Here is a 24,057-nt window from a genome sequence, read left to right on the forward strand (position 1 = left end):
GATGACAAGGTGTGTTGCTTTTTGATTTCTAAAGAGTATAATGATAGATCTCTATAAAATAAGTGCGAAGGAAATGAGCTTTTATAATCCTTTCGTTTTAAAATACTATCTCAGATATTCTTATATCGACAAGAAGTTTTTGAGTCATTCCCTCATCATACATATTAAATAAATAGTGGCTCATTCAATTTTTCACTAGAATAATAAGCTAGTATAGTAAACTGAAATAAGATATAAACAAATAAATTGGAGCTTAACATCTATTTCCAGCAATTTTTTAGAAATTGCAGTGGACTATTCTAGATTCAATACATTATAAAAACTAGAGTAAAAGAAAAGGATTGGATCTTGTGTAATGCAGGATCCAATCCTTTCAATCATTTTGTCCAACTTTTGGAGGTTCCTACAATGTAGCCGTCATTAATAAAGACAGATGGGAACGACAGTGTTCCTATTTATTTTGATAGAGATCGATGAATTCTTTAGATAGCAACTGAATAATCTCTGTTGAAGCCATTTGGTCTTCTGCATGCATAAATAGCAAGGAGAATCCTATTTTTTCTCCAGTAGCTTCTTTTTGTATGAGATTAGAGTGAATCTTGTGCGCTTCTACTAAGGAGTCTTCCGCTTCTTCAACTTTAATTTTCGCTTCTTTTAAATTTCCCGCCTTAGCTAGTTGGATGGCTTCAATAAAGGATGATTTGGCTGCTCCACTATTGGCAATGAGCTGAAAACAGATATATTCCATTTCTTCTGTCATCTTATTTCTCCTATCCATGCAAGTGCTTGTTCCAGAACTTTTGCTCCATTCATCATTCCGTAATCCCGCATATCAATGGTATCTACAGGGGTATTTCCTGCAATTTCTTTCACAGCAAGTAACTCATAACGAATTTGTGGCCCAATTAGAATGACATCTGCTTCATGGATATTCTTTTTAGCTTCTGTCATTGATTTTGCTTGGATAGAAATTTCAATCCCACGTTCAGTCGCACTTTGTTGCATTTTTTTAACAAGCATACTTGTCGACATTCCCGCATTACATACTAATAAAATTTGTTTCATAATCTTAACCTTCCATTTCTTGTTCAACAACTTTGTCATTAACTTTGATAAATGGAATGTATAGAAGAACTCCAAGTGCAAAGATGATGAATTGAACTAGAACTGCTCTCACGTCCCCTGCTGTTGCTAACCATGCATTTAAGAATACTGGTGTAGTCCAAGGAACTTGTATAAATGCAGGACTCATGAATCCTGTAACTGTTGCTAAGTAGCTGATTAAAATACCAAGGACTGGAACTGTGATAAATGGAATAGCTAATGAAATGTTATAAACGATTGGGTAACCGAATAATACTGGTTCATTGATATTGAAGATACCAGGTCCAAAAGATAATTTAGCCACGTTTTTAGAAACAGCATTGCGACTCACTAAGAATGTTGCTATTAATAAACATAATGTAGATCCACTACCACCCATTAAAGCGAATGTTTGTATTTGTGATAAGTTGATGATGTGTGGAATGGCTTGTCCATTATTTGCTGCAGTGATGTTTTCAGTAATGTTAATTAATAGTAATGGTTCTAGGATGGCACTGTAAATAACTGCTTGGTGAATACCAAATAGCCATAACATATTTCCTAAAGAGTAAATAATAATGACCCCGATTAAGCTTGTACCAATATGACGAATTGGTTCTTGAATAAAGATTGTAATGATTGAGATTAAGTTCATTCCAGTTATATTGAATAATAATGCTGAAACAACCCCAAATAAGGAGATGACGGTCATGACTGGAAGTAATACGCTAAATGATCTACTAACAGCTGGTGGAATATTTTCACCAAGGTTCATTTGTAAAGCTTTAACGTTTGATAATTCAATGAATAATTCTGTTGCAATAATCGCTACGATAACCCCGGCGAACATTGCGCCTGTACCTGTGTTGTTGAATGAAAGAACACCTGAAATGTTTACCGCATCTTTTGCTCCGTCAGGAACTACAGAAACTGTATTTGGCATCATCACAATTAAAGAAACTAATGATAGCATTGATGCTGCTAACGGGTTTTCGAAATCTCTGTTTTTAGCTAAGAAATAACCAACCATTACAGCAATAATCATACCTGAAATACTTAAAGTACCGTTTGCAATTGTTATTCCCCAATATTGGAATTTTGTTAATGTATCCCCTTGGAAAATCCACTTAAATACCGTGTTGTTCAAAAGAACGATTAAACCTGCCAAAATATATAATGGCATTACTGTTACGAATGCATCTCTTAGGGTTTTTAAATGAATTTGGTTCCCTAGTTTACCAGCAAAGGTGGCAAATTGATCTATAAATTTTGAGTTTTTCATCTGAATATCTCCTCTCTTTACTCCTCAATTTCTACTTCAAAACCGTTATTGTCACTTACTTTGCGATACCATCTTCCTGAGCTCTTGATGGTTCTCTTTTGCGTTTCTAAATCAACGGAGATAAATCCGTAACGATTCTTATATGCATTATTCCAAGACCAGCAATCAAATGCGGTCCAAGCGTGGTATCCAAAACAGTGACTTCCCTCTTCAATGGCTTTATGTAGCCATCTTAAATGTTCTTCATAAAATTCAATACGATACACGTCATCGATAACTCCATTTTCATCGATAAACCGTGCTTCGTTTTCAACACCCATTCCGTTTTCACTGATAAACCATGGAATATTATCATATTCTTCCTTCACAATCATAGCAATATCATAAATGGCTTTCGGAAAAATTTCCCAACCACGATATGGATTCATGCGACGCTCCGGCCATTCATACTCTTTGAAGTATTGGTCTGGCATCCAGGGCGTCTGATATTCCTCAGGATTTGCTTGTGCTTGAACACGTTTTGGATGGTAGTAGTTTACTCCAAGAAAATCAACCGTATTTGATTTCATCAGTTGAAGCTCTTTTTCGGTATGACTCCATAACACGCCATCTCTCTCTAGCTGTTTTACCAATCTTTCTGGGAAAGTTCCTTTAACAGCTGGATTCAAGAAGACTTTGTTAAAGAAGTCTTCTGTAAATCGACTTGCTTCTAAGTCTTCTGGAGAATTACTTCTTGGATAAGCAGGTGTCAAGTTTAAAATAATCCCAATCTTTCCATCAAGTCCTAATGAGCGATATAGTTGAATCACTTTTGCACTAGCAAGGTTTAGATTATAGATGACTTGTACGGCCTCTTTTCCCTTTCCTTTTAGATTTGGATAATGGAAAGCATATAAGTATCCTGCTTCTGGAATGACCATTGGCTCATTGAAAGTTGTCCAGTAATGAACCTTATCTCCAAAGCATGTGAAAGCAGTCTTGGCAAACTTCACGAATAACTCCACTACATGTTTGCTTTCCCAACCACCGTATTTTTGAAGAAGTTCCACTGGTAAATCAAAATGATGTAAATTCATCACAAGATCCATCTGGTTCTTTTTAGCTTCTTCAATGATGGCATTGTAGAAAGCAATACCTTTTGGATCAGGCTCACCTGTCTCTAAATTCTTGATGAGTCGACTCCATTGGATGGAAGTGCGGAAAGAATTAACTCCAATTTCCTTCATCAAGTGGAAATCTTCGGTGTAAGTATGAAAAAAGTTACTGGCTACAAGAGGTCCGACATTATCGAAAAAATCTTCTGGATGCGTTTTGAACCAGTAGTCCATCACATTTTCATGTACTTTTCCATATTGACCTTCTGTCTGAGGTCCGCTAGAAGCAGCTCCCCACCAAAACAGATTAGGAAATACTAACTTTTTTTTCATGCTCAACCTCCTTTCTATTATTCTATACATAAAGTATAGCATAATTTTAAAATTTGTCTAGACATTTTTAAAAATTGTTGATACATATCTTGTGTTTGCCTCATTTCTTGAACTTTGTTATACTACTATTAGAATATTATAGAGAGAACCAGATTAAATGAGTACAAAATATTTATTTATTTACAATGAGATTCGTGAAAAGATTCTTTGTAATAAATATACCATGAACGAACAATTGCCTGATGAAATGACATTAGCTAAACAGTTTGCCTGTAGTCGAATGACGATCAAAAAAGCTTTAGACTTGTTAGTTTCTGAGGGCTTAATTTTTAGAAAACGTGGGCAGGGAACCTTTGTTCTCTCTCGTGGCAGCTCAAAAAGAAAATTAATCGTTCCAGAAAGAGATATCCGGGGACTGACAAAAATATCTGAAGATGCTCATTCTACAATTGACTCGAGGATTATTCACTTCAAATTAGAATTTGCAAATGAATTTTTAGCAGAAAAACTACAGGTCGCTTTGCAGAGTCCAGTTTATAATATTTACCGTCTGCGTATTATTGACGGTAAACCTTATGTTCTGGAACAAACTTATATGAGTACCGATGTTATTCCAGGTATTACTGAAGATATTTTACAAAAATCGATTTACAATTACATTGAAGGAAAGTTAGGATTGCATATTGCCAGTGCTACAAAAATCTTGCGAGCTTCTTCTAGTTCAGAAAATGAGCAACATTACTTGCAGCTCCTTCCAACGGAACCGGTATTTGAAGTAGAACAAGTGGCTTATTTGGATAACGGAACTCCGTTTGAGTACTCGATTAGTCGTCATCGCTATGATTTATTTGAATTTAATTCTTTTGCATTACGACATTCCTCCTAGGAGAAAATGTGAAAATGAAGCCAATCTTTTACAGACTCTAGTTTAAGAAAAATTTAAAACAGGGCAAGAAGGTCCCATCTATGCTTAAATGGTTTCTCTTTTCTAAATAAGATGGCTTTAAAAGAGTGATCGTTTTATCCATCATGTTGAAAAATATCTTCGTATAGCTTATAGAGTAGGTACTGAAATTGTTCACCTGATCTACTTCTTATAGTTATTTAGTTTTAAATAGTGTTTCAAACATTCTTACACTGACGAGAAGTTTTTGAGTCTTTTCTTGTAACACATATAGTATACTGAGGTTAGAATAGTAGACTGTGACTTCTAAAAAATTGCTAGAAATGAATTTCAATCTCCCAATTTATTTGTTCATATCTTCTTTTAATATATTAAATAAATTCTGAATCATAATCATTTAAAAAAATTTTATTTTTTATTTTTCATTACGAATAATATAGATGAAGGGGAAAGAGTATGAAAACAGAACTGTTTCTTTTGCTATTAGTTCAAAAGGAGAAAAAATGAAAGTAGAAAATATTTCGTATAGGGTGGATCATCGTATATTGTTTGATAATATTTCTTTTGATACTTCGAGTTCAGGCGTGACATTAATTACTGGTAAAAATGGTACAGGAAAGTCAACTTTACTATAGTAGATTGAAACTAGAATAGTACACATCTACTTCTAAAATATTGTTAGAAATCGATTTGACTATCCTGATCTATTTGTCCTGTTCTTATTTCATTTCACTATATCTCAAATTGAGTATGACGAAGTGCGCTCCCATGTCCTGGGAACGCACTTCGTCATATTTTTCATATTCTTGAATCCATCGATAAAGACTATTGGGATGAATTTTTAAAGTTGAACTAATTATTTTTACAGGATGAGGTTTACAGCAGAGAGTTTGAAGGCTTTATCAAAGGTTTTTCTTGGCATAATGACTTTTCCTCGTTTCCACTTAATTTTGTGTCTACTTTATTATACCAAGTCCACCCTTAAGTTAGATAATGAATCTAACTTAAGGAAGCTAGAAGGATGAGAATCCAGGTGGTCAAGAGTCCCAAACTTAAGCTGATAGGGACACCCAGAATAATTTGCTTTTTGAAGGCAAGACCGCGTTCCTCTATATTGGGGAGTGAGAGTTGAATGAGAGAACCAGCTGATGAAAAGGGTGAGATATTAGTAGATAGAGCGCCAATAACGGTGGCTGTTGTGAGTAAGTGAATATCAATCTGAGGATTTTGAGCACTGATGATAGCAATGATGGGAAAGAGGGCTGGAGCTACAACGGATAGGGTGGAACTAAAGAGTGACATCACTCCGGCTATCACACAAAAGAACAGAGGTAACCAGAAATGAGGAATGGTTGTTGTCATGAGGTGCCCTATCAGTGTGACTAAACCTGACTTGACCGCTAGAGACATTAGTAAGCTCATGCCGCAGAGCATGATAATTGTAGCCCAGGGAACTTTAGCCAAAATGGCTTCTTGCTTCCCTAATTTGAGCCTTAAGGCGAGGCAGACCATGAGTATTGAGACAAAGCCAATATCAAATGTTTTTTGATAAGTAGCTATCCAGGCGATGTTTGGGAAAATGAGATGCAACAAGGGAAAAAGCCAAACCAAAACCATGCTGCTGATCATGAGCAAGGTGGTTTGTCTTTGAACCTTGCTGAGGAGTGGTGGTTGGTCAATAGTCAAGGATGAGTTTGTTCTTCCCTTACTATAGTGGCTGTAACAGGATAATAAAAGCAAGACGATGAGTGGGTAGATAATGCTGACGATAAAGATATGATTGCCAAGTGAAAAAGCTTGCTCTTCCCATCCCATTTGCTTAAACAGGCCTTGAAAGACAATGCCTGAGCTACTGGTTATCAAATTAGCCCCTCCTGAAGCTCCCCAATTGACGGCTTGAGCTCCAATCAAAGGGTGTTTGTCCGCTTTTTGACAGAGGGTAATCGCTAGAGGACAGCAAACGGCCATAGTAGTGAAAAATCCAGCACCTAAAGCAGACAAAAGGGTTGCCATCAGGTATAAAATCATGTAGAGGGCGTTAGGATGGGTGCGTGTGCGGTAGAGAATGTGTTGAGCCAAGACATCAAGAGTACCGTTAGTTGTTGCAACGTTATAAAAGAGAGAGACGCTAAAAATGGTAAAAAAGAGTGAGGTTGGCCAAAAATGAAGAAGTTCTTTGGGGCTTAATCCCATGAGAGTGGTTGCGATGAGGTAAGAAAAAGCAATAGCCAGCAGGCCAATATTGATTTTGGTGCGGTAACCAATTCCAATGGCTAGAGCAATGGCGCTAATCATTATTAAATGAATCATTGAATTGTCCTTTCAGTTAGAATATGGAAATAGGTTGGCAATTTTGGCGCTCAAAAGACCACCTGTTTCCTATTGGTACTTGACTATTATACACAAAAAAATACAATTGTCTTGACAATTGTATTGACACTTGTTAGAATTAAAAATGAGGTATTCAGGCTTGTGATTTCCTATGGAAGTTCATAGTGATTGCCTCTAGTGCTTACAAGTGATATTAAAAATAGAGGATCTAGTGATGTCAATCATTTCAACTGATTTAACCCCTTTTCAAATAGATGATACATTGAAAGCAGCCTTGCGAGAAGATGTTCATTCCGAAGATTACAGTACCAATGCCATTTTTGATCATCATGGCCAAGCCAAGGTGTCGCTTTTTGCCAAGGAAGCTGGTGTTTTAGCGGGGCTAACCGTTTTTCAAAGGGTTTTTACCCTATTTGATGCCGAGGTGACCTTCCAGAATCCTCATCAATTTAAGGATGGGGATCGTTTGACTAGTGGCGATTTGGTTTTAGAAATCATAGGCTCGGTGAGAAGTCTCTTAACATGTGAACGCGTTGCCTTGAATTTTTTACAACATTTATCAGGGATTGCTTCGATGACAGCTGCTTATGTAGAAGCCTTAGGCGATGATTGCATTAAGGTATTTGATACTCGAAAAACTACTCCTAATTTACGTCTTTTTGAGAAATATGCCGTGAGAGTTGGCGGTGGCTATAATCATCGCTTTAATTTATCAGATGCTATCCTGCTAAAAGACAATCACATTGCGGCAGTAGGTAGTGTTCAAAAGGCAATTGCTCAAGCGCGTGCCTATGCCCCTTTTGTGAAAATGGTCGAGGTGGAAGTGGAAAGCCTTGCTGCTGCCGAAGAAGCTGCGGCGGCGGGTGCTGATATTATCATGTTGGATAATATGTCATTGGAACAGATTGAACAGGCCATTACCCTAATTGCAGGACGTTCTCGGATTGAATGTTCTGGAAATATTGATATGACCACTATTAGCCGTTTTCGTGGTTTAGCGATTGATTACGTCTCCAGTGGTAGTTTAACCCATAGTGCTAAGAGTCTTGATTTTTCCATGAAGGGGTTAACCTACCTTGATGTCTAAGTTGTAAAATAAACTAACTTTTTAAAGGATGTCTTTCCTCTAGAACGAGTTTTATGTCAGATAGTTTAAACGCCTCTTCAAATATAGTAAAATGAACCAAAAATAGTACACAATGAGGTATAATCTTCTTATGGCATATTCAATAGATTTTCGTAAAAAAGTTCTCTCTTATTGTGAGCGAACAGGTAGTATAACAGAAGCATCACACGTTTTCCAAATCTCACGTAATACCATTTATGGCTGGTTAAAGCTAAAAGAGAAAACAGGAGAGCTAAACCACCAAGTAAAAGGAACAAAACCAAGAAAAGTTGATAGAGATAGACTTAAAAACTATCTTACTGACAATCCAGATGCTTATTTGACTGAAATAGCTTCTGAATTTGGCTGTCATCCAACTACCATCCACTATGCGCTCAAAGCTATGGGCTACACTCGAAAAAAAAGAACCACACCTACTATGAACAAGACCCAGAAAAAGTAGCCTTATTTCTTAAGAATTTTAATAGTTTAAAGCACCTAGCACCTGTTTAGATTGACGAAACAGGATTCGATACTTATTTTTATCGAGAATATGGTCGCTCATTAAAAGGTCAGTTAATAAGAGGCAAAGTATCTGGAAGAAGATATCAGAGGATTTCTTTGGTTGCAGGTCTAACAAATGGTGAATTAATCGCTCCAATGACTTACGAAGAGACGATGACGAGCGACTTTTTTGAAGCTTGGTTTCAGAATTTTCTCTTACCAACATTAACCACACCATCGGTTATTATTATGGATAATGTAAGATTCCATAGAATGGGGAAGCTAGAACTTTTATGCGAAGAGTTTGGGCATAAACTGTTACCTCTTCCTCCCTACTCACCTGAGTACAATCCTATTGAGAAAACATGGGCTCATATCAAAAAGCACCTCAAAAAGGTATTACCAAGTTGCAATACCTTTTACGAGGCTTTTTTATCCTGCTCTTGTTTCAATTGACTATATATCACGGATACAGTTGGGAAAGAAGCTATTAAATATTTGGAGAGTCCTTTTGGGATGAACATGTCAAATATTACTATAGATGGGCAAGAAATAGATCTGAGTCAAACGATGCCTTCTTATGCTCAAGTAGTGAGTCTTTATGATGATACAAGTATCTCTGTTAGTAATCATGAGACGGACAAAGTGTTGGCTGGATCCCTCTATACTGATACAAATGAACAGGGATTAACGATTCCAAGCAGTTTACTAAAAAATTGGAATGAACAGACAGGAAAAAATTTGACAGCTAATGATCTTATTGGCAAATCAGTCTCAGCCAGCATTGTAGAAAGTGCTGCCGAAACTAGTAAGATTGCTCAATTTCAAACGAAGATTGTACGTGTAATCAATGATGAAGATGACATGGAGGACAGCAACAGTTTCATGCTGTCTCATCAAATGGAAACGATTTTGAAAGAGGCTGGATTTACGAAAGCTGTATCTTATTTTATCTTGGAACTCAAAGATCCATCACAGACAAAAGTAGTAACAGAAGAATTACAGAAAAATAAGAAGTATACTGTGCTTTCTCAACAGAGAGTTCTTGATATTGTGATTACCTTTATTCGTGTTATTCAGGGATTATTGATTGTGCTTTCATCACAAGCTATTGTGGTAGCAGCGGTTATGATTGGTATCATTATTTACATCAATATCATGCAACGTTCCAAGGAAATAGGTGTCATGAAAGCAGTTGGTTATCAGAATCGTGATGTCAAAGGAATTTTTATTTACGAGGCTATCTGGATTGTAGGCATCGCCTTGCTGCTGGCATTTTTGGTTGCACAAGGGGTGGGAAGTTTGGCGAATGCGATTGTAAGTCACTTTTACCCATCCATCACTAAGGTTTTTGAATTAAATCTTTTATCTGTTTTAGGAACTCTAGTTTTCGCTCTATTACTTGGTTATGTCTCAGCCTACTTCCCGGCGCGTAAGATTAGTAAAATGGATCCTGTAGAATCGTTACGCTATGAATAATAAGGGATTCCTTGATTTACAGTCTTAAAAAGAAACTCACATAGAAAAACAATGGCCATACTTGCAATTCAACTCAAATAGTTGTATAATAGGTTTGTTGAAAGGTGATTTGTAGTGATTCAAGTTACTCTTTTCACAATAAAAATTTCATGATTTTCATAAGGAGGAAATCACTAATGGTAGTTAAAGTTGGTATTAACGGTTTCGGACGTATCGGTCGTCTTGCTTTCCGTCGTATCCAAAACGTAGAAGGTGTTGAAGTTACACGCATCAACGACCTTACAGATCCAGTTATGCTTGCACACTTGTTGAAATACGACACAACTCAAGGTCGTTTCGACGGTACTGTTGAAGTTAAAGAAGGTGGATTTGAAGTTAACGGTAAATTCATCAAAGTTTCTGCTGAACGTGATCCAGAACAAATCGACTGGGCTACTGACGGTGTAGAAATCGTTCTTGAAGCTACTGGTTTCTTTGCTAAGAAAGAAGCAGCTGAAAAACACCTTAAAGGTGGAGCTAAAAAAGTTGTTATCACTGCTCCTGGTGGAAACGACGTTAAAACAGTTGTATTCAACACTAACCACGACGTTCTTGACGGTACTGAAACAGTTATCTCAGGTGCTTCATGTACTACAAACTGCTTGGCTCCAATGGCTAAAGCTCTTCAAGACAACTTTGGTGTTGTTGAAGGATTGATGACTACTATCCACGCTTACACTGGTGACCAAATGATCCTTGACGGACCACACCGTGGTGGTGACCTTCGCCGTGCTCGCGCTGGTGCTGCAAACATCGTTCCTAACTCAACTGGTGCTGCAAAAGCTATCGGTCTTGTAATCCCAGAATTGAATGGTAAACTTGATGGATCTGCACAACGCGTTCCAACTCCAACTGGATCAGTTACTGAATTGGTAGCAGTTCTTGAAAAGAACGTTACTGTTGATGAAGTGAACGCAGCTATGAAAGCAGCTTCAAACGAATCATACGGTTACACAGAAGATCCAATCGTATCTTCAGATATCGTAGGTCTGTCTTACGGTTCATTGTTTGACGCAACTCAAACTAAAGTTCTTGACGTTGACGGTAAACAATTGGTTAAAGTTGTATCATGGTACGACAACGAAATGTCATACACTGCACAACTTGTTCGTACTCTTGAATACTTCGCAAAGATTGCTAAATAATTCTTGAGTTGATAGAAAGCAAGGCTTTGTGGTCTTGCTTTTTTATATGGAAAAATGGATGACACGATCATCCATTCTTTTTTAATTCTTTTTCAAATGTATTTGAAAGGGTAGTGAAAGTTAGCCTCTCTAAAGTAAGTGGGTGGGTAAAGGAAAGTCGGAAGGCATGAAGCATAAGCCGGCTTGTCTTTGATTTACTATTATAGAGAGGGTCTCCCAGGATAGGAAGATTATGATGCAAAAGGTGCACACGAATCTGATGGGTTCGCCCTGTCTTTAGCTTGCAATGAGCCAAGGAAGTCTTGTTTGAGAATTGCTTTAATCTGCTTACATGCGTTTCAGCATATTGCCCATTTTTTGCATCAACTATTCTTTTTCTACGATCATGGCGATCACGTCCAATTTTGTCTCTGAAAACAAGTTCTTTTCTGTTGATATTTCCATCAACTAGAGCCCAATATTCTCTAGAAATCTCTTTTTTCTCCAATAAGCGATTGAGAATGGGCAGGATAAAAGGATTTTTGGCAAAGAGAACTAAGCCACTGGTTTCCATGTCCAGACGATGAACGACATAGCAGGTTTGGCCAACATAGGTACTAACATGGTTAAGAAGGGCAATTTCGTTTGGTTGATTACCATGCGTTTTCATACCCTCTGGTTTGTTTACAATAATCAAGTGTTGATCTTGATAAACTTCCTGCACTAAGTCTGGGTTGCCCCAAGGGATCGTCTTTTGGGGATAATCTTCCTCGTCAAAAGTCAACTGGCAAACATCTCCAGGATTTACGATTTCGTTCCAGTGGACTTCTTCTTGATTTATCAAAATATGTTTCTTGATTCTCAAAAAATGACGGATTTTTCTAGGGATGAGGAGTTGTTCCTCAAGTAATTGCTTTACCGTCATTTGAGGTAGAGAGGCGGGTAATGTAAATGTGAATTGCATACAGATATTGTAACAAAAAAAGCCCTATTTGGATAGGAAATAGCTAAATTCTTGTCTTCCTATGATGAAGATGATAAAATAAACGCATGAAATTAGATAAATTATTTGAGAAATTTCTTTCTCTTTTTAAAAAAGAAACAAGTGAACTAGAGGACTCTGATTCTACTATCTTACGTCGCTCTCGTAGTGATCGAAAAAAATTAGCCCAAGTAGGTCCGATTCGAAAATTCTGGCGTCGTTATCATCTAACAAAGATTATCCTTATACTAGGTTTGAGTGCAGGCTTGCTAGTTGGAATCTATTTGTTTGCTGTAGCCAAGTCGACCAATGTCAATGATTTGCAAAATGCCTTGAAAACTCGGACTCTTATTTTTGATCGTGAAGAAAAAGAGGCTGGTGCCTTGTCTGGTCAAAAGGGAACCTATGTTGAGCTGACTGATATCAGTAAAAACTTGCAGAATGCTGTTATTGCGACAGAAGACCGTTCTTTCTATAAAAATGACGGGATTAACTATGGCCGTTTCTTCTTGGCTATTGTCACTGCTGGACGTTCAGGTGGTGGCTCTACCATTACCCAACAGCTGGCTAAAAACGCCTATTTATCACAAGATCAAACTGTTGAGAGAAAAGCGAAAGAATTTTTCCTTGCCTTAGAATTAAGCAAAAAATATAGTAAGGAGCAAATTCTAACCATGTACCTTAACAACGCTTATTTTGGAAATGGTGTGTGGGGTGTAGAAGATGCGAGTAAGAAATACTTTGGAGTTTCTGCATCAGAAGTGAGTCTGGATCAAGCTGCGACTCTGGCAGGGATGCTCAAGGGGCCGGAACTGTATAATCCCTTGAATTCCGTAGAATATTCTACTAATCGGCGCGATACTGTCTTGCAGAATATGGTTGCAGCAGGATATATTGATAAAAACCAAGAAACCGAAGCTGCTGAAGTTGATATGACTTCGCAATTGCACGATAAGTATGAAGGAAAAATCTCAGATTACCGTTACCCCTCTTATTTTGATGCGGTGGTTAATGAAGCTGTTTCCAAGTATAATCTAACAGAGGAAGAGATTGTCAATAATGGCTACCGCATTTACACAGAGCTGGACCAAAACTACCAAGCAAATATGCAGATTGTTTATGAAAACACATCGCTATTTCCGAGGGCAGAGGATGGAACGTCTGCTCAATCAGGAAGTGTAGCTCTCGAACCGAAAACAGGGGGAGTTCGTGGAGTTGTCGGTCAAGTTGCTGACAATGATAAAACTGGATTCCGGAATTTCAACTATGCAACCCAATCAAAGCGTAGTCCTGGTTCTACAATTAAGCCTTTAGTTGTTTATACGCCAGCAGTTGAAGCAGGCTGGGCTTTGAATAAGCAGTTGGATAACCATACCATGCAGTATGACAGCTATAAGGTTGATAACTATGCAGGGATCAAAACGAGTCGAGAAGTTCCTATGTATCAAGCCTTGGCAGAATCGCTTAATCTACCTGCTGTTGCCACTGTTAATGATTTGGGTGTCGACAAGGCTTTTGAGGCAGGCGAAAAATTCGGACTCAACATGGAAAAGGTCGACCGTGTTCTTGGTGTCGCCTTGGGAAGCGGTGTTGAAACCAACCCTCTTCAAATGGCTCAAGCATACGCTGCCTTTGCAAATGAAGGTTTAATGCCTGAAGCTCATTTTATTAGTAGAATTGAAAATGCTAGTGGACAAGTTATTGCGAATCATAAAAATTCACAAAAACGGGTGATTGATAAGTCTGTAGCTGACAAGATGACCAGTATGATGTTGGGGACTTTCACCAACGGTACCGGTATTAGTTCATCGCCTGCAGACTATGTCATGGCAGGGAAAACTGGAACAACTGAAGCAGTTTTCAATCCGGAGTACACAAGTGACCAGTGGGTAATTGGTTATACTCCGGATGTAGTGATTAGCCACTGGCTTGGCTTTCCGACCACTGATGAAAATCACTATCTAGCTGGCTCTACTTCAAACGGTGCAGCTCATGTCTTTAGAAACATTGCCAATACCATTTTACCTTATACGCCAGGAAGTACCTTTACGGTTGAAAATGCTTATAAGCAAAATGGAATTGCACCAGCCAATACAAAAAGACAAGTACAAACCAATGATAATAGCCAGACAGATGATAATTTGTCTGATATTCGAGGGCGTGCGCAAAGTCTAGTAGATGAGGCTAGCCGGGCTATCTCAGATGCGAAGATTAAGGAAAAGGCTCAAACAATATGGGATTCGATAGTCAATCTATTTCGCTAAGATGCTTGTCAAAGCCTAGCTTTCTTGTTATAATGGATAAGATGGAGGCGTTATGGCACTAAAAAAAGCAAGCCTAGCTTGTGCGGTTTGTGGTTCGAGAAACTATTCAATCAAGATCAGCGGAAACCCCAAGCCTACACGACTAGAAGTAAATAAATTTTGTAAGCATTGTGGCAAGTACACTACACACAGAGAAACGAGATAGGAGAGAGCGATGCGTTTTATTGGAGATATTTTTAGACTTCTTAAAGACACAACATGGCCAACTCGCAAGGAAAGCTGGAGAGATTTTCGTTCTATCATGGAATACACAGCTTTCTTTGTAGTAATTATTTACATTTTTGACCAGTTGATTGTTTCAGGTTTGATTCGATTTATTAACATTTTTTAGAAGATTAGTGGAGTTAATTACACTAGAAATCTTCTATTTATGAAAGGAAATATCATGGATAGTTTTGATAAAGGATGGTTTGTTTTACAAACTTATTCTGGTTATGAAAATAAGGTGAAAGAAAATCTATTACAACGTGCACAAACCTACAATATGTTGGATAATATTCTACGCGTTGAAATTCCAACACAAACAGTGCAAGTTGAAAAAAATGGAAAGAGAAAAGAAGTAGAAGAAAATCGCTTTCCAGGTTATGTTCTTGTAGAAATGGTCATGACAGATGAAGCTTGGTTTGTTGTTCGAAACACACCAAATGTTACAGGATTTGTCGGATCACACGGGAACAGATCAAAACCAACTCCATTATTGGAACAAGAAATTCGTGACATTTTGGTATCTATGGGACAAACTGTTCAAGAATTTGATTTCGATGTTGAGATTGGTCAAACTGTACGTATTATTGATGGTGCTTTTGCAGACTACACTGGTAAGATTACAGAAATTGATAATAACAAAGTGAAAATGATTATCTCTATGTTTGGTAATGACACAGTTGCAGAAGTAAACCTAAACCAAATCGCAGAATTATAATCCTGAGAGAGGCTGGAGCCTCTCTTTTTTGTGCAGTTTAGGAGCTAAAGGGAACAGAATGGAGAAAATGGAACAAATGTGTTTTCTAATCTGTTAGACTGTATCTAGAAAGGGGAAAATTATGATTAAAGAATTGTATGAAGAAGTCCAAGGGACTGTTTATAAGTGTAGAAATGAATATTACCTTCATTTATGGGAATTGTCGGATTGGGACCAAGAAGGCATGCTCTGCTTACATGAATTGATTAGTAGAGAAGAAGGACTGGTAGACGATATTCCACGTTTAAGGAAATATTTCAAAACCAAGTTTCGAAATCGAATTTTAGACTATATCCGTAAGCAGGAAAGTCAGAAGCGTAGATACGATAAAGAACCCTATGAAGAAGTGGGAGAGATCAGTCATCGTATAAGTGAGGGGGGTCTCTGGCTAGATGATTATTATCTCTTTCATGAAACACTAAGAGATTATAGAAACAAACAAAGTAAAGAGAAACAAGAAGAACTAGAACGCGTCTTAAGCAATGAACGATTTCGAGGGCGTCAAAGAGTATTAAGAGACTTACGCATTGTGTTTAAGGAGTTTACTATCCGTACCCACTAGTAAGTCATGCAAAAAAAAATGAAAAAAATTAGAAAAAGTAGTTGACAAAGTTTGAAAAGACTGTATAATAGTAAGAGTTGAAAATAACAACTCAGGTCCGTTGGTCAAGGGGTTAAGACACCGCCTTTTCACGGCGGTAACACGGGTTCGAATCCCGTACGGACTATGGTATGTTGCGGTTGGAACACTTGATGAAAAAAAGTTTAAAAAAGCTTAAAAATCTTCAAAAAAGTGTTGACAAGCGAAAGCGGCTGTGATATACTAATATAGTTGTCGCTTGAGAGAAGCGAGTGACAAAGACCTTTGAAAACTGAACAAGACGAACCAATGTGCAGGGCGCTACAACATAAGTTGTAGTACTGAACAATGAAAAAAACAATAAATCTGTCAGTGACAGAAATGAGTGAGAACTCAAACTTTTAATGAGAGTTTGATCCTGGCTCAGGACGAACGCTGGCGGCGTGCCTAATACATGCAAGTAGAACGCTGAAGGAGGAGCTTGCTTCTCTGGATGAGTTGCGAACGGGTGAGTAACGCGTAGGTAACCTGCCTGGTAGCGGGGGATAACTATTGGAAACGATAGCTAATACCGCATAAGAGTAGATGTTGCATGACATTTGCTTAAAAGGTGCACTTGCATCACTACCAGATGGACCTGCGTTGTATTAGCTAGTTGGTGGGGTAACGGCTCACCAAGGCGACGATACATAGCCGACCTGAGAGGGTGATCGGCCACACTGGGACTGAGACACGGCCCAGACTCCTACGGGAGGCAGCAGTAGGGAATCTTCGGCAATGGACGGAAGTCTGACCGAGCAACGCCGCGTGAGTGAAGAAGGTTTTCGGATCGTAAAGCTCTGTTGTAAGAGAAGAACGAGTGTGAGAGTGGAAAGTTCACACTGTGACGGTATCTTACCAGAAAGGGACGGCTAACTACGTGCCAGCAGCCGCGGTAATACGTAGGTCCCGAGCGTTGTCCGGATTTATTGGGCGTAAAGCGAGCGCAGGCGGTTAGATAAGTCTGAAGTTAAAGGCTGTGGCTTAACCATAGTAGGCTTTGGAAACTGTTTAACTTGAGTGCAAGAGGGGAGAGTGGAATTCCATGTGTAGCGGTGAAATGCGTAGATATATGGAGGAACACCGGTGGCGAAAGCGGCTCTCTGGCTTGTAACTGACGCTGAGGCTCGAAAGCGTGGGGAGCAAACAGGATTAGATACCCTGGTAGTCCACGCTGTAAACGATGAGTGCTAGGTGTTAGACCCTTTCCGGGGTTTAGTGCCGTAGCTAACGCATTAAGCACTCCGCCTGGGGAGTACGACCGCAAGGTTGAAACTCAAAGGAATTGACGGGGGCCCGCACAAGCGGTGGAGCATGTGGTTTAATTCGAAGCAACGCGAAGAACCTTACCAGGTCTTGACATCCCTCTGACGACTCTAGAGATAGAGTTTTCCTTCGGGACAGAGGTGACAGGTGGTGCATGGTTGTCGTCAGCTCGTGTCGTGAGATGTTGGGTTAAGTCCCGCAACGAGCGCAACCCCTATTGTTAGTTGCCATCATTTAGTTGGGCACTCTAGCGAGACTGCCGGTAATAAACCGGAGGAAGGTGGGGATGACGTCAAATCATCATGCCCCTTATGACCTGGGCTACACACGTGCTACAATGGCTGGTACAACGAGTCGCAAGCCGGTGACGGCAAGCTAATCTCTTAAAGCCAGTCTCAGTTCGGATTGTAGGCTGCAACTCGCCTACATGAAGTCGGAATCGCTAGTAATCGCGGATCAGCACGCCGCGGTGAATACGTTCCCGGGCCTTGTACACACCGCCCGTCACACCACGAGAGTTTGTAACACCCGAAGTCGGTGAGGTAACCGTAAGGAGCCAGCCGCCTAAGGTGGGATAGATGATTGGGGTGAAGTCGTAACAAGGTAGCCGTATCGGAAGGTGCGGCTGGATCACCTCCTTTCTAAGGATAAGGAACTGCGCATTGGTCTTGTTTAGTCTTGAGAGGTCTTGTGGGGCCTTAGCTCAGCTGGGAGAGCGCCTGCTTTGCACGCAGGAGGTCAGCGGTTCGATCCCGCTAGGCTCCATTGGTGAGAGATCACCAAGTAATGCACATTGAAAATTGAATATCTATATCAAATAGTAACAAGAAAATAAACCGAAAACGCTGTAGTATTAATAAGAGTTTATGACTGAAAGGTCAGAAAATAAGGTTAAGTTAATAAGGGCGCACGGTGGATGCCTTGGCACTAGGAGCCGACGAAGGACGTGACAAACGACGATATGCCTTGGGTAGCTGTAAGTAAGCGATGATCCATGGATTTCCGAATGGGGGAACCCAACAGGTAATACCTGTTACCCACATCTGTTAAGGATGTGAGGAGGAAGACGCAGTGAACTGAAACATCTAAGTAGCTGCAGGAAGAGAAAGCAAAAGCGATTGCCTTAGTAGCGGCGAGCGAAACGGCAGAAGGGCAAACCGAAGAGTTTACTCTTCGGGGTTGTAGGACTGCAATGTGGACTCAAAGATTATAGAAGAATGATTTGGGAAGATCAGCCAAAGAGAGTAATAGCCTCGTATTTAAAATAGTCTTTGTACCTAGCAGTATCCTGAGTACGGCGGGACACGTGAAATCCCGTCGGAATCTGGGAGGACCATCTCCCAACCCTAAATACTCCCTAGTGACCGATAGTGAACCAGTACCGTGAGGGAAAGGTGAAAAGCACCCCGGGAGGGGAGTGAAATAGAACCTGAAACCGTGTGCCTACAACAAGTTCGAGCCCGTTAATGGGTGAGAGCGTGCCTTTTGTAGAATGAACCGGCGAGTTACGTTATGATGCGAGGTTAAGTTGAAGAGACGGAGCCGTAGGGAAACCGAGTCTGAATAGGGCGCCTTAGTATCATGACGTAGACCCGAAACCATGTGACCTACCCATGAGCAGGTTGAAGGTGCGGTAAGACGCACTGGAGGACCGAACCAGGGCACGTTGAAAAGTGCTTGGATGACTTGTGGGTAGCGGAGAAATTCCAAACGAACTTGGAGATAGCTGGTTCTCTCCGAAATAGCTTTAGGGCTAGCGTCGACATTAGAGATTCTTGGAGGTAGAGCACTGTTTGGGTGAGGGGTCCATCCCGGATTACCAATCTCAGATAAACTCCGAATGCCAATGAATTATGGTCGGCAGTCAGACTGCGAGTGCTAAGATCCGTAGTCGAAAGGGAAACAGCCCAGACCACCAGCTAAGGTCCCAAAATAATTGTTAAGTGGAAAAGGATGTGGGGTTGCACAGACAACTAGGATGTTAGCTTAGAAGCAGCTATTCATTCAAAGAGTGCGTAATAGCTCACTAGTCGAGTGACCCTGCGCCGAAAATGTACCGGGGCTAAAACAATTTACCGAAGCTGTGGATACCTTTATAGGTATGGTAGGAGAGCGTTCTATGTGTGATGAAGGTATACCGTGAGGAGTGCTGGAACGCATAGAAGTGAGAATGCCGGTATGAGTAGCGAAAGACAGGTGAGAATCCTGTCCACCGTAAGACTAAGGTTTCCAGGGGAAGGCTCGTCCGCCCTGGGTTAGTCGGGACCTAAGGAGAGACCGAAAGGTGTATCCGATGGACAACAGGTTGATATTCCTGTACTAGAGTATGTAGTGATGGAGGGACGCAGTAGGCTAACTAAAGCAGACGATTGGAAGAGTCTGTCTAAGCAGTGAGGTGTGAATTGAGTCAAATGCTTAATTCTATAACATTGAGCTGTGATGGGGAGCGAAGTTTAGTAGCGAAGTTAGTGACGTCACACTGCCAAGAAAAGCTTCTAGCGTTTAAACATACTCTACCCGTACCGCAAACCGACACAGGTAGTCGAGGCGAGTAGCCTCAGGTGAGCGAGAGAACTCTCGTTAAGGAACTCGGCAAAATGACCCCGTAACTTCGGGAGAAGGGGTGCTGACTTAAAGTCAGCCGCAGTGAATAGGCCCAAGCAACTGTTTATCAAAAACACAGCTCTCTGCTAAATCGTAAGATGATGTATAGGGGGTGACGCCTGCCCGGTGCTGGAAGGTTAAGAGGAGTGCTTAGCGTAAGCGAAGGTATGAATTGAAGCCCCAGTAAACGGCGGCCGTAACTATAACGGTCCTAAGGTAGCGAAATTCCTTGTCGGGTAAGTTCCGACCCGCACGAAAGGCGTAATGATTTGGGCACTGTCTCAACGAGAGACTCGGTGAAATTTTAGTACCTGTGAAGATGCAGGTTACCCGCGACAGGACGGAAAGACCCCATGGAGCTTTACTGCAGTTTGATATTGAGTGTCTGTACCACATGTACAGGATAGGTAGGAGTCTAAGAGATCGGGACGCCAGTTTCGAAGGAGACGCTGTTGGGATACTACCCTTGTGTTATGGCCACTCTAACCCAGATAGGTGATCCCTATCGGAGACAGTGTCTGACGGGCAGTTTGACTGGGGCGGTCGCCTCCTAAAAGGTAACGGAGGCGCCCAAAGGTTCCCTCAGAATGGTTGGAAATCATTCGCAGAGTGTAAAGGTATAAGGGAGCTTGACTGCGAGAGCTACAACTCGAGCAGGGACGAAAGTCGGGCTTAGTGATCCGGTGGTTCCGTATGGAAGGGCCATCGCTCAACGGATAAAAGCTACCCTGGGGATAACAGGCTTATCTCCCCCAAGAGTTCACATCGACGGGGAGGTTTGGCACCTCGATGTCGGCTCGTCGCATCCTGGGGCTGTAGTCGGTCCCAAGGGTTGGGCTGTTCGCCCATTAAAGCGGCACGCGAGCTGGGTTCAGAACGTCGTGAGACAGTTCGGTCCCTATCCGTCGCGGGCGTAGGAAATTTGAGAGGATCTGCTCCTAGTACGAGAGGACCAGAGTGGACTTACCGCTGGTGTACCAGTTGTCTTGCCAAAGGCATCGCTGGGTAGCTATGTAGGGAAGGGATAAACGCTGAAAGCATCTAAGTGTGAAACCCACCTCAAGATGAGATTTCCCATGATTATATATCAGTAAGAGCCCTGAGAGATGATCAGGTAGATAGGTTAGAAGTGGAAGTGTGGCGACACATGTAGCGGACTAATACTAATAGCTCGAGGACTTATCCAAAGTAACTGAGAATATGAAAGCGAACGGTTTTCTTGAATTGAATAGATATTCAATTTTGAGTAGGTATTACTCAGAGTTAAGTGACGATAGCCTAGGAGATACACCTGTACCCATACCGAACACAGAAGTTAAGCCCTAGAACGCCGGAAGTAGTTGGGGGTTGCCCCCTGTGAGATAGGGAAGTCGCTTAGCTCTAGGGAGTTTAGCTCAGCTGGGAGAGCATCTGCCTTACAAGCAGAGGGTCAGCGGTTCGATCCCGTTAACTCCCAAAGGTCCCGTAGTGTAGCGGTTATCACGTCGCCCTGTCACGGCGAAGATCGCGGGTTCGATTCCCGTCGGGACCGTTTAAGGTAACGCAAGTTATTTTAGACTCGTTAGCTCAGTTGGTAGAGCAATTGACTTTTAATCAATGGGTCACTGGTTCGAGCCCAGTACGGGTCATATATGCGGGTTTGGCGGAATTGGCAGACGCACCAGATTTAGGATCTGGCGCTTAACGGCGTGGGGGTTCAAGTCCCTTAACCCGCATTAAGATATAACAAATGAGCCGGCTTAGCTCAGTTGGTAGAGCATCTGATTTGTAATCAGAGGGTCGCGTGTTCAAGTCATGTAGCCGGCATTTTTAGATAGAAGAAAACAGTGCGAACGTAGTTCAGTGGTAGAACACCACCTTGCCAAGGTGGGGGTCGCGGGTTCGAATCCCGTCGTTCGCTTAGAGAGGCCGGGGTGGCGGAACTGGCAGACGCACAGGACTTAAAATCCTGCGATTGGTAACGATCGTACCGGTTCGATTCCGGTCCTCGGCATAATATGGAGCACCCTTAGCTCAACTGGATAGAGTACCTGACTACGAATCAGGCGGTTAGAGGTTCGACTCCTCTAGGGTGCATTTTTCTATTTAACTCGGGAAGTAGCTCAGCTTGGTAGAGTACTTGGTTTGGGACCAAGGTGTCGCAGGTTCGAATCCTGTCTTCCCGATTCATTACAGAGATATGTGAGTGTGTATTTTTAAAACTAGATATTATATACATTAAGAGGGAATCAGTTTGGTTCTCTCTTTTTTGATTTTCAGTAATTCATTTTGGCAGCGTATACTTTTTGTCTCCAGTCTTTTCAATAAATACCGTAGTTTAGGTATACACATTGAAATTTAACAGATTTTATAACTCTTATAAATTTTTAAGAAAGCAATAGAAGGGTTTTGTTCAACGTATAATATAGAGAATTGAAATAAGATATGAACAGCTCTATCAGGAAAGTTAAATTAATTTATAGAAATATTTTAGTATTTAAGGCCTACTGTTATAGATTCAATACACTATATATGTGTTTGTCTGATAAAAATTTCTACTCTTTTTGATTTTAAATAAGTATTAGTTTACATTATGGTGTGAATTGAGTTTGATATCTCTTTTGAGGAAGTTGCCTTAGATTTTTCTGATTGTGTTTTATTGTATAATGTATCTTGCTTGTTTTGAACAGAATTTTTTATGACATTTGTCATATTTTCTAGTGACAGAAGCTTCTGCCTCCTCTGATTTTAAAAGACTATAATTGTAGTATGAAATGGGGGAAGAAGAGATGAGAAATAAAATGATTATTGCAATGAGTTTAGTAGTAGCAGGAGTTATGACCTATCTCATGTTTTCGGGATTGGATGAGGATTTCTACCATTTTCCTTGGAAGGTCTTTGCTGGCTTTGGAATCATGTCTTGGCTTGTTAGAGAAGGTTTGAAATTAGTCAGAGATGTGAAAAAGGAGTTTGAAGAATGAAGAGAGGGATCATCTATTTCTTTATCGGCCTGTCACTCTTGGTATGGTTAGTGGAAATGTTTACTGATTGGTTTGATCAAGCCTTGCTTTGCCAATTCATTCGTGGTGCTTTGGAGTTTGGATTTATGATTTTCGTCGTTTTCCCTATGGGAATGGAGTGGTTGAAAGGAGAGTCTCATGACGGTGGTTAAAGTTGAGAAATTGAGTAAGAAAATAAAAGACAAGGAAATTTTGCGGAACATCTCCTTTGAAATCAACGATGGTGAATGTGTTGCCTTAATTGGTCCAAATGGTGCCGGAAAGACAACACTCTTAGATTGTTTGCTTGGAGATAAACTGGTCACAAGCGGTCAAGTATCTATTCAAGGTTTACCAGTGACGAGTTCTAAGTTAGACTATACTAGGGCTTACCTCCCTCAAGAAAATGTAATCGTTCAGAAATTAAAAGTTAAAGAGTTGATTGCTTTCTTTCAACGTATCTATCCAAATCCTTTGAGCAATCAGGAAATTGATCAACTATTGCAGTTTGTCAAGCAACAAAAAGAACAGTTGGCAGAAAAATTATCAGGCGGTCAAAAGCGTCTCTTTTCTTTCGTCTTGACCTTAATTGGGCGACCAAAGATTGTTTTTTTAGATGAGCCTACTGCGTCCATGGATACCTCAACTCGTCAACGTTTTTGGGAAATTGTCCAGGAGTTAAAAGCGCAAGGAGTCACCATTCTCTATTCGTCCCATTATATTGAGGAAGTGGAACACACTGCAGACCGCATTTTGCTCTTAAATAAGGGAGAGTTGATTCGAGATACGACGCCTCTAGCTATGCGTAGCGAGGAAATAGAAAAGCACTTTATCCTTCCTATAGCTTACAAGGAAGTCGTAGAGCAGTCAAATTTGGTTGAAAACTGGACCCTAAAGCAAGATTCTTTACAAGTAGTCACTCGAGAAGCAGATGCTTTCTGGGAACTATTAGCTCAAGCAGGATGTAGGATGCAAGAAATCGAAGTTAATAATCGTAGTTTGTTGAATACAATCTTTGAAGAGACGCAGAAGGGAGATAACTAAG

Annotated in this window: 19 protein-coding genes, 11 tRNA genes, 3 rRNA genes and 1 pseudogene; 28 read left to right on the top strand and 6 right to left on the bottom strand. The window is 40.4% G+C overall.

Features of this window, described 5'->3' with window-relative positions; translation table 11 throughout:
- Nucleotides 1-451: 451 nt before the first annotated feature.
- Genes AT689_RS03825 through AT689_RS03840 form a run of 4 tightly spaced genes read right to left on the bottom strand, consistent with a single transcriptional unit; the run spans nucleotide 452 to nucleotide 3,792 of the window.
- On the bottom strand, nucleotides 452-760 hold the full coding sequence (locus AT689_RS03825; RefSeq protein WP_000134124.1) for a PTS lactose/cellobiose transporter subunit IIA: 309 nt from the start codon (nucleotides 758-760) through the stop codon (nucleotides 452-454).
- Nucleotides 757-1,065 carry a PTS sugar transporter subunit IIB gene (locus AT689_RS03830; protein ID WP_000809626.1) on the bottom strand — a complete coding sequence of 103 codons (309 nt, stop codon included), beginning with the start codon at nucleotides 1,063-1,065 and terminating at the stop codon, nucleotides 757-759. The genes AT689_RS03825 and AT689_RS03830 overlap by 4 nt, the downstream gene beginning before the upstream one ends.
- Nucleotides 1,066-1,069: 4 nt before the next feature.
- Nucleotides 1,070-2,365: a PTS sugar transporter subunit IIC gene (locus AT689_RS03835; protein ID WP_000798140.1), complete on the bottom strand. Its 1,296-nt coding sequence runs from the start codon at nucleotides 2,363-2,365 to the stop codon at nucleotides 1,070-1,072.
- Between the two features lie 17 nt (nucleotides 2,366-2,382).
- On the bottom strand, nucleotides 2,383-3,792 hold the full coding sequence (locus AT689_RS03840; RefSeq protein WP_000728314.1) for a glycoside hydrolase family 1 protein: 1,410 nt from the start codon (nucleotides 3,790-3,792) through the stop codon (nucleotides 2,383-2,385).
- A 157-nt stretch (nucleotides 3,793-3,949) separates the two neighbouring features.
- On the opposite strand from AT689_RS03840, the gene AT689_RS03845 reads away from it, so the two are divergent.
- The gene (locus AT689_RS03845; protein ID WP_000105270.1) at nucleotides 3,950-4,678 is read left to right on the top strand and encodes a GntR family transcriptional regulator; all 729 of its coding nucleotides are present in this window, start codon (nucleotides 3,950-3,952) and stop codon (nucleotides 4,676-4,678) included.
- Nucleotides 4,679-5,136: 458 nt separating this feature from the next.
- A complete protein-coding gene (locus AT689_RS03850) occupies nucleotides 5,137-5,331 on the top strand; it encodes an ATP-binding cassette domain-containing protein (protein WP_000676514.1) in 195 nt (64 codons plus the stop codon).
- Between the two features lie 364 nt (nucleotides 5,332-5,695).
- Here the strand turns inward: AT689_RS03850 and AT689_RS03855 are convergent, their stop codons facing one another.
- The gene (locus AT689_RS03855; RefSeq protein WP_000581530.1) at nucleotides 5,696-7,006 is read right to left on the bottom strand and encodes an SLC13 family permease; all 1,311 of its coding nucleotides are present in this window, start codon (nucleotides 7,004-7,006) and stop codon (nucleotides 5,696-5,698) included.
- A 235-nt stretch (nucleotides 7,007-7,241) separates the two neighbouring features.
- Between AT689_RS03855 and nadC the strand changes: the two genes are divergently transcribed.
- The 4 genes and pseudogenes from nadC (at nucleotide 7,242) to gap (ending at nucleotide 11,299) form a co-directional block, all read left to right on the top strand.
- Nucleotides 7,242-8,114 carry a carboxylating nicotinate-nucleotide diphosphorylase gene (gene nadC, locus AT689_RS03860; protein WP_000022748.1) on the top strand — a complete coding sequence of 291 codons (873 nt, stop codon included), beginning with the start codon at nucleotides 7,242-7,244 and terminating at the stop codon, nucleotides 8,112-8,114.
- A 130-nt stretch (nucleotides 8,115-8,244) separates the two neighbouring features.
- Nucleotides 8,245-9,092: pseudogene (locus AT689_RS11495) on the top strand (IS630 family transposase).
- A 60-nt stretch (nucleotides 9,093-9,152) separates the two neighbouring features.
- Nucleotides 9,153-10,115 (top strand): ABC transporter permease, encoded by a 963-nt coding sequence (locus tag AT689_RS03880; protein ID WP_001057327.1) that lies wholly within the window; start codon nucleotides 9,153-9,155, stop codon nucleotides 10,113-10,115.
- Nucleotides 10,116-10,291: 176 nt separating this feature from the next.
- Complete coding sequence (gene gap, locus AT689_RS03885; RefSeq protein WP_000260665.1) at nucleotides 10,292-11,299, top strand: type I glyceraldehyde-3-phosphate dehydrogenase; 1,008 nt, start codon at nucleotides 10,292-10,294, stop codon at nucleotides 11,297-11,299.
- Between the two features lie 67 nt (nucleotides 11,300-11,366).
- Here gap and AT689_RS03890 read toward each other — a convergent pair whose 3' ends face one another.
- Nucleotides 11,367-12,242: an RluA family pseudouridine synthase gene (locus tag AT689_RS03890; RefSeq protein WP_001809376.1), complete on the bottom strand. Its 876-nt coding sequence runs from the start codon at nucleotides 12,240-12,242 to the stop codon at nucleotides 11,367-11,369.
- 86 nt (nucleotides 12,243-12,328) lie between these two features.
- Between AT689_RS03890 and pbp2a the strand changes: the two genes are divergently transcribed.
- The 22 genes from pbp2a to AT689_RS04000 all read left to right on the top strand — a co-directional run bounded on the left by pbp2a (nucleotide 12,329) and on the right by AT689_RS04000 (nucleotide 24,056).
- Nucleotides 12,329-14,524: a penicillin-binding protein PBP2A gene (gene pbp2a, locus AT689_RS03895; protein ID WP_000762631.1), complete on the top strand. Its 2,196-nt coding sequence runs from the start codon at nucleotides 12,329-12,331 to the stop codon at nucleotides 14,522-14,524.
- A gap of 52 nt (nucleotides 14,525-14,576) precedes the next feature.
- Nucleotides 14,577-14,729: a 50S ribosomal protein L33 gene (rpmG, locus tag AT689_RS03900; protein WP_001809375.1), complete on the top strand. Its 153-nt coding sequence runs from the start codon at nucleotides 14,577-14,579 to the stop codon at nucleotides 14,727-14,729.
- 9 nt (nucleotides 14,730-14,738) lie between these two features.
- Nucleotides 14,739-14,915, top strand: a complete 177-nt coding sequence (gene secE / locus AT689_RS03905) for a preprotein translocase subunit SecE (RefSeq protein ID WP_001210991.1) — start codon at nucleotides 14,739-14,741, stop codon at nucleotides 14,913-14,915.
- A 54-nt stretch (nucleotides 14,916-14,969) separates the two neighbouring features.
- Nucleotides 14,970-15,506, top strand: a complete 537-nt coding sequence (gene nusG, locus AT689_RS03910; protein ID WP_000376736.1) for a transcription termination/antitermination protein NusG — start codon at nucleotides 14,970-14,972, stop codon at nucleotides 15,504-15,506.
- Nucleotides 15,507-15,627: 121 nt separating this feature from the next.
- Nucleotides 15,628-16,107 carry a sigma-70 RNA polymerase sigma factor region 4 domain-containing protein gene (locus tag AT689_RS03915; protein WP_000588897.1) on the top strand — a complete coding sequence of 160 codons (480 nt, stop codon included), beginning with the start codon at nucleotides 15,628-15,630 and terminating at the stop codon, nucleotides 16,105-16,107.
- Nucleotides 16,108-16,201: 94 nt separating this feature from the next.
- Nucleotides 16,202-16,273: transfer RNA gene (locus AT689_RS03920), tRNA-Glu, on the top strand.
- Nucleotides 16,274-16,525: 252 nt separating this feature from the next.
- Nucleotides 16,526-18,071 (top strand): 16S ribosomal RNA (locus tag AT689_RS03925).
- Between the two features lie 51 nt (nucleotides 18,072-18,122).
- Nucleotides 18,123-18,195, top strand: a tRNA-Ala gene (locus tag AT689_RS03930).
- 124 nt (nucleotides 18,196-18,319) lie between these two features.
- Nucleotides 18,320-21,221: ribosomal RNA gene (locus tag AT689_RS03935) — 23S ribosomal RNA — on the top strand.
- A 76-nt stretch (nucleotides 21,222-21,297) separates the two neighbouring features.
- Nucleotides 21,298-21,413, top strand: a 5S ribosomal RNA gene (gene rrf, locus AT689_RS03940).
- The 16S, 23S and 5S rRNA genes sit together here with 11 tRNA genes alongside, the layout of an rRNA operon.
- Before the next feature lie 4 nt (nucleotides 21,414-21,417).
- Nucleotides 21,418-21,490 (top strand) — tRNA-Val (locus AT689_RS03945).
- Between the two features lie 2 nt (nucleotides 21,491-21,492).
- Nucleotides 21,493-21,565 (top strand) — tRNA-Asp (locus AT689_RS03950).
- A gap of 24 nt (nucleotides 21,566-21,589) precedes the next feature.
- A tRNA-Lys gene (locus AT689_RS03955) sits at nucleotides 21,590-21,662 on the top strand.
- A 5-nt stretch (nucleotides 21,663-21,667) separates the two neighbouring features.
- Nucleotides 21,668-21,749: transfer RNA gene (locus AT689_RS03960), tRNA-Leu, on the top strand.
- 18 nt (nucleotides 21,750-21,767) lie between these two features.
- Nucleotides 21,768-21,840, top strand: a tRNA-Thr gene (locus AT689_RS03965).
- A gap of 22 nt (nucleotides 21,841-21,862) precedes the next feature.
- Nucleotides 21,863-21,934: transfer RNA gene (locus AT689_RS03970), tRNA-Gly, on the top strand.
- Nucleotides 21,935-21,941: 7 nt separating this feature from the next.
- Nucleotides 21,942-22,027: transfer RNA gene (locus tag AT689_RS03975), tRNA-Leu, on the top strand.
- A gap of 9 nt (nucleotides 22,028-22,036) precedes the next feature.
- A tRNA-Arg gene (locus AT689_RS03980) sits at nucleotides 22,037-22,110 on the top strand.
- A 15-nt stretch (nucleotides 22,111-22,125) separates the two neighbouring features.
- Nucleotides 22,126-22,199, top strand: a tRNA-Pro gene (locus tag AT689_RS03985).
- Nucleotides 22,200-22,787: 588 nt separating this feature from the next.
- The gene (locus tag AT689_RS03990) at nucleotides 22,788-22,994 is read left to right on the top strand and encodes a hypothetical protein (RefSeq protein WP_000503437.1); all 207 of its coding nucleotides are present in this window, start codon (nucleotides 22,788-22,790) and stop codon (nucleotides 22,992-22,994) included.
- Entirely contained in the window at nucleotides 22,991-23,185 is a 195-nt protein-coding gene (locus AT689_RS03995; protein ID WP_000820179.1) for a hypothetical protein, read from the top strand. Before AT689_RS03990 ends, AT689_RS03995 begins: the two co-directional genes overlap by 4 nt.
- Entirely contained in the window at nucleotides 23,172-24,056 is an 885-nt protein-coding gene (locus tag AT689_RS04000) for an ABC transporter ATP-binding protein (protein ID WP_000219356.1), read from the top strand. The genes AT689_RS03995 and AT689_RS04000 overlap by 14 nt, the downstream gene beginning before the upstream one ends.
- Nucleotide 24,057: the final 1 nt, after the last annotated feature.

Source organism: Streptococcus pneumoniae (genome assembly GCF_001457635.1).
Taxonomy (GTDB): domain Bacteria; phylum Bacillota; class Bacilli; order Lactobacillales; family Streptococcaceae; genus Streptococcus; species Streptococcus pneumoniae.